This window comes from Eubacterium maltosivorans (assembly GCF_002441855.2).
In the GTDB taxonomy this organism is placed as follows: Bacteria; Bacillota; Clostridia; order Eubacteriales; family Eubacteriaceae; genus Eubacterium; species Eubacterium maltosivorans.
The window spans coordinates 494,303-507,932 of record NZ_CP029487.1 but is presented as its reverse complement, the minus strand read 5'-3'; the positions used below and the strand labels follow the sequence as shown (position 1 = coordinate 507,932).

Genomic DNA, 13,630 nt, shown 5'->3' with positions numbered 1-13,630 from the left:
ACCGCTGCCTGTGTCATGTATAAAATGTGAAGAAACGCCCTATTTCCGGGCGTTTGCGGGGTTCAGTTCCATGTCTTTGCGAATGAGTTTTTTTATCTTTTTATCCAGTGTGTCCGTTGCGCGTTCACTTGCGGACGAACATACAAGGTAAGTAACTTTTCCTATTTTATGCTCCGTTGTGGTAACGGGCGTTTGGTTTTGCGTCAAAGAAAATCCCCCTTTCTTTCGCAAACATATAATATAGTCTATGAATAGCAGCAAGTCCACTATTCAATAAAACAAAGGCTTTAATCGGACGGTTATTAGCATAACCTCATGGGAATTTCACCCCGGCATGGTTCTCATGCCGCCCTACCCATTGCCTGCGACGCTCTTAACGCTCGGACTGTGGCTGTAAGGAAGTATCATTGTATATTCTGCGTGTCGTCGCCCGCAAGCCGCTACACTTGCTTTCCGGCGCGGTGTTGGTCGCTCGGCTGTCCGGGCGGGGATAACCTCACCCGGATAGCGTCATGGCGCACCCGCCGTATGGCTCGGCGCAAAAGGAACGTATCCGATTTGCCCTATGCTGCGCCGCCGTTATCTTGCGCCGCTTTCTTTGTCAAGGTTCAGAATGGCTTTGCTGCCGCGTCAGCAGCGGAACGGAAAAGGGGGAGAGAGAAAGCGTCCCGCCGCCGCTGCGGTTTATTCCTCTGCCTTAAAGGTGAGGACAGCCATCATCAGTTTTGCTTGCAGCCGTTCCCGAATGTCGTGGTCTACGCCAAAATAGACGTTCCCGCGCTCGTCGTACAGCTTCCGCATGGAGAGGCGGGCTATGTAGCCGCTGAAATGCTGCAAGACAATCTTCATGGCGTCCGGGTCGCCCTTTGTCGCTGCCACAATGACAGGATAAGGAACAAGGGCATTTTCCGGGTAGCCGGGTTCGTTACCATTCGTCCCATTCATCAGCATTTTCCTCCAGATATTTTCTTAATTTCTCAAAAGAGCTTGTCCGCCTGTACTGTATCGTGCTTCTCGACGTGTTGAACAGCTCCGCAATCTCGGTATCGTTCATTCCCTCGAAGTAATACAGCAATATGGCTTTGCGCTTTTCTTCCGGCAAAGTACGGATTGCTTCAAGAAGCAGCTTTGGCGTGATTTTCTTCCCGGCTTTCTCAAAGACGGTTTCGGCGGCTTCACGTTTGAAATATTCATCAAACGTATGAAGCTGCCGCGCTTCGTCTAAGGTCATGTCGGAAAAGGTCACTTCCTTTGCCTTGTGTCTGCGAAGTTCTCTATGGGTGTCGCAAGCTTCATTGTGCAATACCGTATTACAAAACTTCTGAAAAGCACACTGTTTGTAAAACTCCCTGCTATTAGGTTCCACATTCTCACCTCCTTTCTCGTTGGAAAGTTGGTGGTGCTTCCCCCCTTTTCGCGGGGCAATACGGCGTTTTTCAAAAACGCCGAAGATTTTTTGAAATTTCTTCAAAAATTTTTTGAACGTACAAAATGCGCCCGTCCGAAAAGCCCGGACGGGCGCATAGGCATTGTAAGCAGTATCCAGATGATTAGACAGTTCATATATATAAGCGTAGTTTCCCCCGGTGGTGGGCGGGCTTTTTTTGATAAGTCAATAACTGTCGGATTTTGTCGATATGCTTTTTGCTTCATGGCGGCTACCTCCTTTAGCCGCCGATTTCAACAGTGATACCGCGTCATTTCATTAGAAGATAAAAAGAAACGGCGGCTTTGATTTTTCAAAGCTGCTGCGGAAATCAAAGAACGACAAGCAACAGTTCTGATTTTGCTCCAATATGGTTATTAGGGGCACAAATTAAAATCAAAAAAGAGCCGATAACAGCAGTATTTCAAACTGCATATTATCGGCTCTGCGTCTGTGCGTCTGGCTCTTTTAATTAAATTATTTCTGTTGTTTTTTGGCTTTATTATATGTATTAGCTAACTGTCCACAAGCTGCTTTAATCTCTCTACCATGAGAAACTCTCATGGTAACTTCAAGTCCTGTTTGCTCTAATTGATGTTTGAACGCAACCATTTCTTGTTTTTGTGGTGCTCTAATTTTTGAATTACTCGTCGGGTTGTATTGCAGCACGTTAATCATAACATTTTTGCCCTTAAACCATTTTGCAAGTTGCCTTATATCTGAGGAACGGTCATTTATACCTGGTAAAAGCAAATACGCAAATACCACTTTTCGATTATGCCTTTGAGAATAGGACAATGCTTGCTTAACAACATCTTCAATAGCGTACATGTGCATATGAGGAATGATACAGTTTCTCGCAGCCTGTGTTGCTGCATGTAAAGATATTGTCAACTGAATTTTTAGATGTTCTTCGCGCAATTTTTTTAATTGATTAACTGGACCAACTGTTGATACGGTAATGCCGTCGGTTGGAAAGTTAAGTCCATTTCTATCTCGAAGAATATGGATTGCTGCAATCAAGTTGTCGTAATTGAATAAAGGTTCTCCCATTCCCATAAAAACGATACGATTTACTTTTTGACGTATCAATACAACCTGCTGCACAATTTCAGACGGTGTTAGATTACGAACAAAACCATTGCGTCCGGACTCACAAAAAATACAGCCAACAGAACAACCAACTTGCGTACTTACGCAAACAGTCCCACCATCTCGCCGTTTAATAAAAACCGTTTCAATATACCTGTTATCTTTCAATTCATAAACATACTTTTCAGTATCGCTACTTTTATAGACTTTTTTTGTTGATATTGATAGATTTTCTTTGTGAAATGGCTGTTTATACAATTCCGTATATAAGGCTCTTGCTTTATCCTCTCCAATTACTTCCGACATTTCTTTGTAAGTAAATCCGTATGGGTCATTCAATATTTCCGTAGGTGTACTTTTAGGTAAGTGTTTCATTTAAATATCCTTCCTTTTCAAAATTAAAAAGTTTGTTTTTCAGAGTTTTTGATTATGATTTCTAGTTTTTCAACATCAACGATATGCGTTAATTTACATTTAGGGCAGAAAAGAGGAAAATTTCTTAATACCGTATTATAAAATACTTGAACCCTCGTCTTTCCGTTACAAATTGGACATTTTATCCAATATTTTTCAAGCATAATATTTCTCCTTTTGCGCAAAAAAATGCAGGTCAATTCTCAACATGAGCATTGACCTGCATTTATACATATAATACTACAACAAAATTAAGGCATAGTTTTTATACTATGTCTATACGTCGTTAGTTTTGTTGTATAGCATACGCAAAATAAGCATGACAAAAAAGCCCATATTGAAAATGGGAAAAATCTTTTTTGATTTCAATGCTTATCGAATACGCATGCTATGTAACATAAACATTCCCCCCCTTTTATATAATATTATATACAAAAGCAGCTTGTTGTCAACATATATATATATGAATTATTTTGGCTAACTGATAGAACTACGTAGACATATCCAAGAAGAAAGGGGAACAGTAAAATGTAATAGGGTGAATAACTATGGCAAAAAGACCAGTACCACGATACGACTTTAAGGCTTTTGGGGCAGCGATAAAGGCAGCGCGTGAGGGATGCAAGGAGAGCCGCAAGAAAGTAGGCGACGAAATGTTTATCTCGCCGCGCTACCTTGCGAACATTGAGAACAAGGGGCAGCACCCAAGTTTACAGATATTCTTTGAGCTGATACAGCGTTACCATATATCCGTAGACCAATTCCTTTTAGAAACGCCGCCGGAGAAGAACACGCAGCGGCGGCAGCTTGACGCGCTTCTTGACGGTATGAGCGATACAGGCATACGGATTGTAACCGCAACGGCAAAGGAGATTTCCGAAGTCGAAAAAGAGGGCGAATAGGAATGTCCGACTTAAAACTGAACAGGATTTAGAAAGCGTTGTAATCTTTTTTGAGGTTGCAGCGTTTTTCTTTTGCGTAAGTTTGGCAAAATCGCTTTTTCTCCGTAGTAGGTGATAAGAGCCTAAAGGATAAAAACATTCGTAGCAAGCATAGGAAGCGGGTACCACTTCCGTATTTTCGCCCTCCCGCGCTGCGGCGCGTCGGTTGAAAATTGCTTGTTGGGAAGTGTCCCAAACCCTCGGAACGGAAAGGAAAGGAGCGAACACATGGACGGACGCAAAAGGACAGTGCAAATCAAATTCAGAGTGACGGAAGCGGAACGGGATTTAATACTGGAAAAAATGAAGCTCGTACCCACCCGGAACATGGCGGCGTATCTGCGGAAGATTGCCATTGACGGGTATATCATTCAGATAGACCACGCCGATATAAAGGCTATGACCGCAGAGATACAGAAAATCGGTGTCAACGTCAACCAGATAGCACGCCGCGTAAACGCGACGGGGAACGCATACCAAGAGGACATAGAGGAAATAAAGGGGGTGCTTGCGGAGATATGGCGGTTACAAAGATTAAGCCTATTAAAAGCACTCTAAGCAAAGCCCTTGACTATATCGAAAACCCGGACAAGACGGACGGGAAAATGCTTGTGTCCTCTTTCGGTTGCTCCTATGAAACGGCAGATATTGAGTTTGAATATACCCTGTCGCAAGCACTCCAAAAGGGGAACAATTTAGCCTTTCATCTGATACAGTCCTTTGAGCCGGGGGAAGTCGATTATCAGAAAGCCCATGAAATCGGAAAGCAGCTTGCCGACGCGGTAACAAAGGGGCAGCATGAGTATGTACTCACGACGCACATTGACAAAGGACACGTCCATAACCATATCATTTTTTGCGCGGTGAACTTTGTAGACCACCATAAATACAATTCCAACAAAAGGAGCTATTACGGCATACGGAACATGAGCGACAAGCTGTGCCGGGAAAATGGCTTGTCCGTTGTCGTCCCCGGCAAGGGCAGCAAGGGAAAGAGCTATGCGGAGTACCAGGCAGAAAAGACGGGTACAAGTTGGAAAGGCAAGCTGAAAACCACTGTTGACGCGCTTATCCCCCAAGTTTCCAGTTTTGAGGAATTGCTAACGCGGTTACAGGCGGCGGGCTATGAGATAAAGCCGGGGAAATATGTATCATGCCGCGCCCCCGGACAGGAACGCTTCACCCGCCTTAAAACCCTCGGCGCAGACTATACAGAGGAAGCCGTAAGGGAACGGATAGCGGGCAGACGGACAAAGGTGGCGAAAGCTCCCAGAGAGCAGCGCGGCGTGTCGCTGCTTATCGACATTGAGAACAGTATCAAGGCAGCGCAGAGTAAGGGCTATGAACAGTGGGCGAAAATCCACAATCTGAAACAGGCAGCTAAAACAATGAATTTCTTGACGGAACATAAGATTGAGCAGTACGCGGATTTAGTCAGCCGGATTGAGGAAATGGCAGCGGAAAGCGGACAGGCGGCAGACGCATTGAAGAACGCCGAAAAGCGGCTTGCGGAAATGGCGGTGCTTATCAAGAATGTTTCCACCTATCAAAAGACAAAGCCTGTCTATGACGCATACCGCAAGGCAAGGAACAGGGAGAAGTACCGCGCCGGACAGGAACAGGCAATTATCCTCCATGAAGCCGCCGTAAGGTCACTGAAAGCGGCGGGCATTGCGAAGCTCCCGAACCTCGCCGCGCTGCAATCGGAGTATGAAGCCCTCCAAGCGCAGAAAGAAGCCCTTTACGCCGACTATGGAAAATTGAAAAAGAAAGTCCGGGAATATGATATTATCAAGCAGAACATTGACAGCATTTTACAGGCAGACAGACAGCCGGAACGGGAAAAGGAAACAGAACGCGGATAAGGATAGCAAAATCCCCGCCGCTGTGCTATGATAGGGCTATCAAAAAGCAGAGGAGCGTTGAGCATGGAAAACCAGAAAATGCCGGAATATGAAACCATACGCGCCGCCGTTGCCGGGGAGAAATGGGCGGTGGAGAAAGTCGTGGATTGCTACAAGGACGAAATCGACAGGCTATCGACGGTAGCGGTCAGACAGCCAGACGGAAGCACGAAACAGGAAATCAACGAAGATATGCGCCAGTCTATCACAAAGAAGCTGATAGAAGCCCTCCCGCAGTTCCCGCTTGAAGAAATGGAAAAGGGAAATGTCAGATAGGCAAAAAAAGAACAGGGCGCGGAAGCCAGTATATGACTTCCGCGCCCTGTCTTTTTATGGGTGCTGTTTTCGTGAATGTTACGCAGTAGAACGCCATTTTCGGGGGTAAAGGTATAAAGTATCGCCTATCCGATTTTCACGCCCGGAAAGCCCTGTAAATCAAGGGATTTTCCGCACCTACTGCGTAACAGGGGTGCGTCTTTTCCTCATGCGCTCGGCAGCTTGTCTGCGGGTGATACGCTTCCGGCAGACGGGGCAGTATTTGACACTGTTAGAGGTTGACGCAAAGAACGCGCCGCACTCGGTACACTTCTTCTTGTCCCCTGTCTGGTAAAGCTCCGCATAGAGTAGCCTGTCGGCGGGAAGCACCGCAGCCCGGAACCACTTGCAGAGAAGCGAATAGGAAATGAGCTGCGGACAAACGCACTCGTCCCCGTCGTCCAGTAAGATACAGTTCCCGTTATCATAATTGCAGCACGTCCGGCGCACAAGGGCGTTGACTTTCCGGCTCTGGGGCGGCGTCAGCCGCTTAACCCCGTTCATACTTCATCAGCGGCGTAAATGGGAAGCTCTGCAAATTCCGCTTCGGTCAAAGCGTCCACTTTGGAAAGGGTGCGCTTTGCAAGCTCCCGCATATCCGCGTCCATGTAGGGCAGCGCGGCGTTGACATTCTCAATCAAAGCCCGCTTGCCGCCCTCGTTGTAAATGCTCAAAAGGTTTGTTTCTTCAACAGTCAGTCTAATCATGCTCATACCTCCATATCGTGATTTTTTGTTTTTGCCGCCGCCTTTTTCGGGGCGGTCTTTGCCTTGTCTGCTTTAAGCTGCGCCCGGATAGAGGGGCGGGGCTTCCTTATCTTCCTGTCCCGGTTCTCCCCCTTGTCAATCAGCGCATACGTCCCATGTCTGCCCTCGATTTTGGAAAAGGCAAGGGTCTTGTAGGGCAGCATGGAGAAAAGGCGGTCAGTGTCCTTTGTGGCTGCAAGCTGCATGAACGCCGGGGAAAGCTCTACCATGAAATGGGTCTTGTTGGGGCTGTTCGGCGTGTCGTGCCGCTTCATTTCCCGTACAATGCGCCGCGCTTCCGTTTCAATCAGCCCGTCCCGCAATGCGGCGATATGCGCCTTGAAATCCCCCGGCGGAAGCTGCTCCCGGCTGCGCCGTTCTTCCTGTAAGAGCGATTGCAGCGCGTCCGGGTCGTTGGGTACGGCTTCAAAGCGTTCAAACTTTCCAAGCTCATAATCGGGATTGCCGTTGAAAAACTGTCCGGCGGGTATCTCCCGTTCCCCATGCTCATAAATCAGCTTCACCGTATCGGCGGGCAGCTCCTTTTCCTTGACGCGCTCATAATGTTTAGCGTAGTCCAGTTCGTACAGATTGCCCTTGATTTTCCCGCGCTCCGTCCCCGTTAGCTCGATTGCATAGGCAAGGACGCGGTCGCTCGTCTGCTCCATGTAGAAACGCCATGTGTTGTGGGGCGCGGTGTCTTTGAGGAAAACGTCGCGCTCCCGGAAGCAATGCGTCCCGGACGGGCGGCAGAACCACAAAAGGGTCTTGTCCTCCTTGCGGGGGCTTGCCGCCGCCTTTGCGATAATCTCCTTGTCAATCTCCAAGTCGCTCTGGTAAAAGCCTGTGTTCTGCTTCATAACCGCATTGAGGGAAGCGAACAAATCCACGTTCTCAAATTTACTCTGTTTCGGCATGGGTCAGCTCCTTTCCAAATCCTGTAATTTCTGCTTTGCGTTTTTCTTCTGCGCCTTTTCCTTGTCAGCCCTAAGCTGCGCCCGGATAGAGGGCTTCTTTTCCGGCTTCGCTTCCTTGCCGCGCTCTTTGTCGGCTTTGACCGCGTTAGCCAGGTCAACAAGGGAAATTGTTTCTCCCGCCTTAACCTTTGCTTCCAGTTCGTCAACGGTAGGGGTGTTGTTGATGATACCGTCAAAGTTGTTGTCGTTCTGCTCTACGGTGTCCTCGATATGCTTCAAGGGGTTTGCCTTTTCCGGCTGCTCTGCGGCAACAGCAAACGCCCGCGTCCCGTTCCCCATAATCAGATACTTTCCGTCGTCCGACTGGTGGTGAAAGCCATATCCGGCGGCTTCTATCTGCTCCCGGCTCATGGCGGTCACATGGAAAGTCCCCCTCGGTGTCTGGATTGTTTCGCCCGTTGTCAGCTCGTCCGGGGTAAGCTGCTTCTGCTCCTGTAAAAACTCCGGCACTTGCCGGAAGCCTACGCTGTCAACGTAATGCGCGGTGTCCTGTCCGTTCTGATGAAGCACTACCACGTCCGAAACGGAAAGGCTGTGTCCCTTAAAATCTTTTGGGTGGTCGATATTGAAGCGGGTATAAATATCTTCAAGGGAAGTTTCCGGCGCAAGGGGCGCGGAATAGACAAGCTCATAGTTCGCTTTATCAACCACATTTCCCGCCGCCTGCAGGCGGTCGTAAGGCTCAAAGCGGAAGTCCCTTGTTTCGTCCCCGCCCTTTATCTGGTAAATGGAAAAGGTGTCCTTGTCCTGTCCGGTGGTCTGCGCCGTTTCCTGTGCCTTTGCGTAAAGCTGCTTTACGTCGCCCTCGGTCAGCTCGCCGCTTTTGAGCTGCCCCATAAGCTCGCGGCATTTCTCCGGCGTTCCCGTATAAAGCACGTCGCCCATTTTCGCCCGCCCGTTCTCCTGTGTCACATAGGCTTGCAAGAGGTGGCTGTTTTCCCGGCTGTCGCTGTAAGGGTTCCGGCGCACTCTGTAAATCGTTTCCGGGGTAAAGGCTTCTTTCGGGGCTGCTTCCGGCTTTTCTTTCCCGGCTGTATCTGCTTTTTTCGGGGCTTCCGGCTGTGGCGCGGCTTCTTGTCCCTCTCTGGTGGGCTGCTCCTGTCCGGCGGTCTGCTCCTTGTCCTGTGCCTTTTGCAGCTCCGCAAAATTCGCGTCTATGGAATTGATAATCTCGGCGGCTGCGCTGCGTATCGTTTCAAGGGAGCTTTTCAGCTCGGACAGCTCCCGCCCGCTGCTCCACCCGGCGACATAGCCGAAAGAATAGTCCGACGTGTCAAGCCCGTAATGTTGGCAGACGGTATAGGCGACGCTTTCCGCTTCGACTTCGCGGGTGCGGCGGTCAACGCGGGGTTGCTCGTCCTTTGGCGCGTTGAGGTCAATGTCGTGCAGCTTCGCATGGGCGATTTCGTGAATGGCGGTCTTTAAGGTCTGTAATTCGCTCATGCCCTCGTTGATAGCAATGCGCTTGTCCTCCAAGTGGTAGTAGCCATGAGAGCCGCCCTCGATATTCTCAAAGGCGATAGGAACGGGGGAAGTCTTTTCAAGGGCTGCGAAAAAGTCCTTATAGCGGTCAACGTCGCCTGTCAGTTCGTCAACGGCAATGTCCGGCAGTTCCTTTCCCTCGGTCTGGGAAACGTCAAAGACGGATACCACCTTGTAGGCGGGTATGGTGATTTCCTTTTCCTCGGTGACGGGCTTTCCGTCCTTGCCGATTATGGGCTTCTGCGTGTGCGGGTCGATTTTCTGCATTTCCTGTTTGATTTTATAGGGCGACGGGGCAATGATTTTAATTCCCTTTTGCCCTCTCATCACATTTCGCTCAAAGTTGTTCTTCCAAGCGGAAAAGCCCGCCAAAAGGGAAGCGTCCGGCTTCTGCATGGCGATAAGGACGGTGTTTCGGAAGCTGTAATTATGGAATTTTGACATGACTTTCAGATATTCCTTGTAACGCTCGCTGTCAAAGAGTTCCGTAATGCCCTGTTCCAGACGGTCGGTAATCTCTTTTAATTTCTCGGCGGGCTTCCCGGCTGTCAGCACGATAGGGATAACCGGGTGCGGCTCCTGTGGCTGCTCTGCGGCGGTTCGGGCGGTCTGCTCTGTGGCGGCTGCGTCCATAAAGGTCTTGTCCTGTCCGCCGCGTTCCGGCTGTGGGAAGCTCATAACGCGGTATTCTTTGGGTATCTCGTTTTCCGTTCCCCGATACCATTCGGTAAAGGTGTTCTGATTGTTATAGATATAGCCCTGTTCGGTAAACTGCCCCTTATCCTTGCTAACTGCGTCCCGCCCGTATTCTTCATACTTGAAATATTTCTTTGCTTCTTCGGGAAGCTCCAGCTCGTCCAGTTCGTCGATAAGATAATAACCGTAATCTTCTTCGCTGCGGACAGTGGGATAGAGCCAGTAACAGTCAAGGTTTTGTGCAAGGTTGATAAGGTCTTTCATGCTTCCGGCATACTCGCCATGTGTAACCGCCGCCGCAAATTTATCCTTGTCCCCGTCACTCTGCATTTCCAGAAGTTTTCCAAAATAATTCAGCTCGTCCATGCTTGCGCTTTGGATAACGGAAAGCGGCAAGTCAAAGGGGCAGTCCTCCGTAGAAGAATACCCGTTGATGAAAAAATCCTGCGGATTGTCTGCGGTAATGCCGACGCTTTCCATAGCCGCATGAAGCTGCTCTGTTGTGGTCGGCATGGGAAGCCACACGCCGCCCGGTTTGCCTGTTTCAAAGCGGCTGCGGCTGTCGATAAGAATTGAAAACTGCTCGTTTATGGTTTCACGCTCCTTTCTCTGTTCGGTGTCCTGTGGCGGCTCTGCTGTGGTGGGGGCTGCTTTTTCAGCGGTAGGCTGCGCCCGTTCCTCGCCCTCGATAGCATAGCCCGGTAAAAGCTGCCCGTTTACTTTGAAATGCTCTGCATACTCTGGCGGGATAGGCGGCGATACCTCGGTGAATAAATGCTGATAGGCTTTGATACGCCCATTCAGATATTTTTCCATAGCTGCCTTGTCTGCAAAGACTTTCCTTTCCTGTCCGGCGATTTTTGCCTGTCCGTAATTGTGGGGGCTGTTGGTGTAAATACTCCATGAAAGCGTCCACGAATAGGGAATGGATTTCTCTTTTTCCCTGTCATACCGGGTATTCTCGGATATGTGGTAGCGCATTTGGTAGACGCGGTTGCTGATGTGCTTCCCGTAGTCCGTAGCTTCCCACTGGTTCGCGGTATGCGTAGCTTCGGGTGTCCTCACATACTCAATGGCTTTGTCAATGGCAAGGGTCTTTCCCGCCTGTTCGTCCCATGCCGCCGCCTGTTCTTGCAAGGCTTCAAAAGCTGCCTGTTCAGCCGCCGCGTATTCTTCCCGCAATGCCTGTAACTGTTCTAAGGGCAGGGCGGTAAGCCCGGAAAGGTCAGCGGTCTGTTCCTCAAAATAAATATTTCGCTCTATCCGCATACTGTCAGCCGGGTCTAACTTGTCACGCTCAAACATGGAGTAACCTTTTTTCTTTTCCATTCATTCGCTCCTTTCTGAAATGGCGGCGCACCGCCGCGCTTTTGGGGTTCGCCCCGTACTACGGTGGGCTGTGCGTTATGCCAACAATTTTTTCATTTTTTTAGAGGGTTTGGGAAACTTCCCAACAAGCAAAATCCCCGTCCGGCGCGTCAGCGGCAGGACAGGGATTTACGGAAGTGGGTACCCGCTTCCTATGCTTGCTATTCAAGTTTTTAGTTCTTCTGTACTTCGATACGGTAGTTGACGTATTTCCCGCCAGTGTCAGCCAGAACGATAGTTCCGTCATAGGTCTTGCCTGTTTTCGGGGAATAGAGCTTCTTCACATTCACTTTGCCGGATTTAAGGAGCGCGGCGGCAATCTTCGCGGAAAAAGCGGTCTTGCGTTCCTCGAAAAAGCGGTCATTCTTCCACATGACAAAGGCACATTCTTTGTTGCTGCAATAATAGTTTTTCTTCCCCTCATGGACGGGGGAACCGCAACGGGGGCATTTGCCGACAGAGGGCTTTTCCTCCCGGAACAAATCCTTTTTCCCGTCCAGTGCTGCGGCGTGTGTCTGCACAAGCTCCCGCGCCATAGCTTCAATGCCGGACAGAAATTCGCCGGGGTCTGCGGCTCCCTTTGCTATCTGCGTCAGATTGTTTTCCCATTCTGCGGTAAGCTGCGGGGAAGTGAGCATATCCGGCAAGACTGATATAAGGGCGGCTCCGTTCTGCGTGGGGATAAGCTGCTTCCCCTTGCGCTCTGCAAAGCCGCCCTTTACCAGTTTTTCAATGACGGCGGCGCGGGTGGCGGGAGTGCCAAGCCCCCGGCGTTCCGCGTCCGGGTCGGTGTCCCCGTTCCCGGCTCGCTCCATAGCAGAGAGAAGCGACGCTTCGCTGTGGGGCTTCGGCGGCGTTGTGGTATGCTCCGTTACTTTTGCGGCGGGGTTAGGAAAGTTCTGTCCCTCGGAAAGCTCCGGCAGCGTCACGCCCTCATTTTCCCCGTCCTCTGCTTCGGGCTTATCTTTCAGCGTCGCCCGGTATCTGCGTTCAAGCTCTTTCCAACCCTCCGCAAGTACGGTCTTTCCCCTTGCGGTGAAGTCTGTCCCGGCGCATGAGAAAACCGCCGTAACCGCTTCATAAATATGCGGCTCGGCGGTGGCAAAAAGCAGACGCGCCCCCGCAAGGGTAAGGATATTCTTCTCGCTTTCCGGCAGCGCGTCCGGGTCAGCCTTTGCAAGCTCCATAGTGGGAATGATTGCGTGGTGGTCTGATACTTTCTTGCTGTCTAATACCTTTGCAATCTCCGGCGTGAAGTCCGCGCCCGCCATAAAGGGGAGCTTTTCGCAGAGCAGCGCGATAATGTCCGCTGCGGTGCCGCCCATGTCGTCAGTAAGAAAGCTGCTGTCCGTCCTCGGATAAGTAAGGAGCCGCTTTTCATAAAGGGATTGTGCAAGGTCAAGGGTCTGCTTTGCGGTGTAACCGAAAATGCGGTTCGTTTCCCGCTGCAAAGAGGTAAGGTCAAAGAGCTTTGGCGGGGCTGCGGTTTTCTTCTCTCTGGTAAGGGAAACGCATACCGCCTTTCCCGCTTCGCAAGCCCCTTTCAGCGCGTCGGCTTCTGCCTTGTCCGAAATCCTTTCGCTTGCCGCGTCCGCGCCGGATAAATCAAGGCGAACATGATAATATTTTTCTTTCTGGAAATGGGAGATAGCCGCGTCCCGGTCGGTGAGCATTTTTAAGGTCGGGGTCTGGACGCGCCCCACGTTCAAGGTCTTTCCATACAGGCAGGAGAAAAGCCGGGTGGCGTTAATGCCGATAAGCCAGTCAGCCTTTGCGCGGCAGAGGGCGGACGCAAAGAGCGCGCCATAGTCCCGCCCGTCTTTGAGGGAAGCAAAGCCCGCCTTAATCGCCCCGTCCTCCATTGAAGAAATCCACAAGCGGCGCATGGGCTTCTTGCAGCCCGCCACTTCGTAGACAAAGCGGAAAATCAATTCACCCTCGCGCCCCGCGTCACACGCATTTACCACTTCGGAAACGTCGGCGCGGTGCATAAGCTCTTTAATGGTTTTGAATTGCTTCCCCTTGTCCGGGTCAACGGCGTACTGCCATTCCTCCGGCAGAATGGGTAAGCTGTCAAAACTCCATTTTTTATATTGCTCCCCGTAGGCGGCAGCTTCCGCAAGCTGTACCAAATGCCCGACGCACCATGAAATGAGGTAGCCGCCGCCCTCGATATACCCGTCCTGTTTCCCCTTAATGCCAAGCGCGGCGGCGATAGTCTGCGCCACGCTCGGCTTTTCTGCAATCACAAGTCTAAATGCCATGAAAA

The 13,630-nt window shown here is 50.2% G+C and carries 15 protein-coding genes; 4 read left to right on the top strand and 11 right to left on the bottom strand.

Going from position 1 to position 13,630, the window contains the following annotated elements; genetic code table 11:
• Positions 1 to 39: 39 nt before the first annotated feature.
• From CPZ25_RS02575 to CPZ25_RS02540, 6 genes are all read right to left on the bottom strand, one after another.
• On the bottom strand, positions 40 to 267 hold the full coding sequence (locus tag CPZ25_RS02575; protein ID WP_004613661.1) for a transposon-encoded TnpW family protein: 228 nt from the start codon (positions 265 to 267) through the stop codon (positions 40 to 42).
• Positions 268 to 684: 417 nt separating this feature from the next.
• Positions 685 to 945 carry a helix-turn-helix domain-containing protein gene (locus CPZ25_RS02560; RefSeq protein ID WP_002569189.1) on the bottom strand — a complete coding sequence of 87 codons (261 nt, stop codon included), beginning with the start codon at positions 943 to 945 and terminating at the stop codon, positions 685 to 687.
• A complete protein-coding gene (locus tag CPZ25_RS02555; RefSeq protein ID WP_002569188.1) occupies positions 926 to 1,366 on the bottom strand; it encodes an RNA polymerase sigma factor in 441 nt (146 codons plus the stop codon). The genes CPZ25_RS02560 and CPZ25_RS02555 overlap by 20 nt, the downstream gene beginning before the upstream one ends.
• Positions 1,367 to 1,467: 101 nt before the next feature.
• A complete protein-coding gene (locus tag CPZ25_RS02550; RefSeq protein WP_009243795.1) occupies positions 1,468 to 1,653 on the bottom strand; it encodes a hypothetical protein in 186 nt (61 codons plus the stop codon).
• Between the two features lie 250 nt (positions 1,654 to 1,903).
• Positions 1,904 to 2,893 (bottom strand): 23S rRNA (adenine(2503)-C(2))-methyltransferase RlmN, encoded by a 990-nt coding sequence (gene rlmN / locus CPZ25_RS02545; RefSeq protein ID WP_002569187.1) that lies wholly within the window; start codon positions 2,891 to 2,893, stop codon positions 1,904 to 1,906.
• 23 nt (positions 2,894 to 2,916) lie between these two features.
• Complete coding sequence (locus CPZ25_RS02540; RefSeq protein WP_002588768.1) at positions 2,917 to 3,096, bottom strand: cysteine-rich KTR domain-containing protein; 180 nt, start codon at positions 3,094 to 3,096, stop codon at positions 2,917 to 2,919.
• 384 nt (positions 3,097 to 3,480) lie between these two features.
• On the opposite strand from CPZ25_RS02540, the gene CPZ25_RS02535 reads away from it, so the two are divergent.
• From CPZ25_RS02535 to CPZ25_RS02520, 4 genes are all read left to right on the top strand, one after another.
• On the top strand, positions 3,481 to 3,834 hold the full coding sequence (locus tag CPZ25_RS02535; RefSeq protein ID WP_002569186.1) for a helix-turn-helix transcriptional regulator: 354 nt from the start codon (positions 3,481 to 3,483) through the stop codon (positions 3,832 to 3,834).
• 267 nt (positions 3,835 to 4,101) lie between these two features.
• The gene (locus tag CPZ25_RS02530; protein ID WP_002569185.1) at positions 4,102 to 4,431 is read left to right on the top strand and encodes a plasmid mobilization protein; all 330 of its coding nucleotides are present in this window, start codon (positions 4,102 to 4,104) and stop codon (positions 4,429 to 4,431) included.
• Positions 4,392 to 5,738 (top strand): relaxase/mobilization nuclease domain-containing protein, encoded by a 1,347-nt coding sequence (locus CPZ25_RS02525; RefSeq protein WP_002569184.1) that lies wholly within the window; start codon positions 4,392 to 4,394, stop codon positions 5,736 to 5,738. Before CPZ25_RS02530 ends, CPZ25_RS02525 begins: the two co-directional genes overlap by 40 nt.
• Positions 5,739 to 5,801: 63 nt before the next feature.
• Positions 5,802 to 6,053: a helix-turn-helix domain-containing protein gene (locus CPZ25_RS02520; RefSeq protein WP_002569183.1), complete on the top strand. Its 252-nt coding sequence runs from the start codon at positions 5,802 to 5,804 to the stop codon at positions 6,051 to 6,053.
• Positions 6,054 to 6,230: 177 nt separating this feature from the next.
• Here CPZ25_RS02520 and CPZ25_RS02515 read toward each other — a convergent pair whose 3' ends face one another.
• From CPZ25_RS02515 to CPZ25_RS02495, 5 genes are all read right to left on the bottom strand, one after another.
• Positions 6,231 to 6,596 (bottom strand): cysteine-rich VLP domain-containing protein, encoded by a 366-nt coding sequence (locus CPZ25_RS02515; RefSeq protein WP_002569182.1) that lies wholly within the window; start codon positions 6,594 to 6,596, stop codon positions 6,231 to 6,233.
• Positions 6,593 to 6,799, bottom strand: coding sequence for a transposon-transfer assisting family protein (locus tag CPZ25_RS02510; RefSeq protein ID WP_002569181.1), 207 nt, complete (start codon positions 6,797 to 6,799; stop codon positions 6,593 to 6,595). Before CPZ25_RS02510 ends, CPZ25_RS02515 begins: the two co-directional genes overlap by 4 nt.
• A 2-nt stretch (positions 6,800 to 6,801) precedes the next feature.
• Complete coding sequence (locus CPZ25_RS02505; protein WP_002569180.1) at positions 6,802 to 7,755, bottom strand: hypothetical protein; 954 nt, start codon at positions 7,753 to 7,755, stop codon at positions 6,802 to 6,804.
• Positions 7,756 to 7,758: 3 nt separating this feature from the next.
• Entirely contained in the window at positions 7,759 to 11,322 is a 3,564-nt protein-coding gene (locus tag CPZ25_RS02500) for a YodL domain-containing protein (RefSeq protein WP_002569179.1), read from the bottom strand.
• 212 nt (positions 11,323 to 11,534) lie between these two features.
• A complete protein-coding gene (locus tag CPZ25_RS02495) occupies positions 11,535 to 13,625 on the bottom strand; it encodes a DNA topoisomerase 3 (protein ID WP_002569178.1) in 2,091 nt (696 codons plus the stop codon).
• Positions 13,626 to 13,630 lie beyond the last annotated feature (5 nt).

What these genes read in the sequence shown, in the direction of transcription:
- CPZ25_RS02530 (WP_002569185.1), top strand. Translation starts at nt 4,102, where the DNA reads ATGGACGGACGCAAAAGGACAGTGCAAATCAAATTCAGAGTGACGGAA.
- CPZ25_RS02505 (WP_002569180.1), bottom strand. Translation starts at nt 7,755, where the DNA reads ATGCCGAAACAGAGTAAATTTGAGAACGTGGATTTGTTCGCTTCCCTC.
- CPZ25_RS02560 (WP_002569189.1), bottom strand. Translation starts at nt 945, where the DNA reads ATGAATGGGACGAATGGTAACGAACCCGGCTACCCGGAAAATGCCCTT.
- CPZ25_RS02510 (WP_002569181.1), bottom strand. Translation starts at nt 6,799, where the DNA reads ATGATTAGACTGACTGTTGAAGAAACAAACCTTTTGAGCATTTACAAC.
- CPZ25_RS02495 (WP_002569178.1), bottom strand. Translation starts at nt 13,625, where the DNA reads ATGGCATTTAGACTTGTGATTGCAGAAAAGCCGAGCGTGGCGCAGACT.
- CPZ25_RS02525 (WP_002569184.1), top strand. Translation starts at nt 4,392, where the DNA reads ATGGCGGTTACAAAGATTAAGCCTATTAAAAGCACTCTAAGCAAAGCC.
- CPZ25_RS02500 (WP_002569179.1), bottom strand. Translation starts at nt 11,322, where the DNA reads ATGGAAAAGAAAAAAGGTTACTCCATGTTTGAGCGTGACAAGTTAGAC.
- CPZ25_RS02535 (WP_002569186.1), top strand. Translation starts at nt 3,481, where the DNA reads ATGGCAAAAAGACCAGTACCACGATACGACTTTAAGGCTTTTGGGGCA.
- CPZ25_RS02540 (WP_002588768.1), bottom strand. Translation starts at nt 3,096, where the DNA reads ATGCTTGAAAAATATTGGATAAAATGTCCAATTTGTAACGGAAAGACG.
- CPZ25_RS02520 (WP_002569183.1), top strand. Translation starts at nt 5,802, where the DNA reads ATGGAAAACCAGAAAATGCCGGAATATGAAACCATACGCGCCGCCGTT.
- CPZ25_RS02550 (WP_009243795.1), bottom strand. Translation starts at nt 1,653, where the DNA reads ATGAAGCAAAAAGCATATCGACAAAATCCGACAGTTATTGACTTATCA.
- CPZ25_RS02515 (WP_002569182.1), bottom strand. Translation starts at nt 6,596, where the DNA reads ATGAACGGGGTTAAGCGGCTGACGCCGCCCCAGAGCCGGAAAGTCAAC.
- rlmN (WP_002569187.1), bottom strand. Translation starts at nt 2,893, where the DNA reads ATGAAACACTTACCTAAAAGTACACCTACGGAAATATTGAATGACCCA.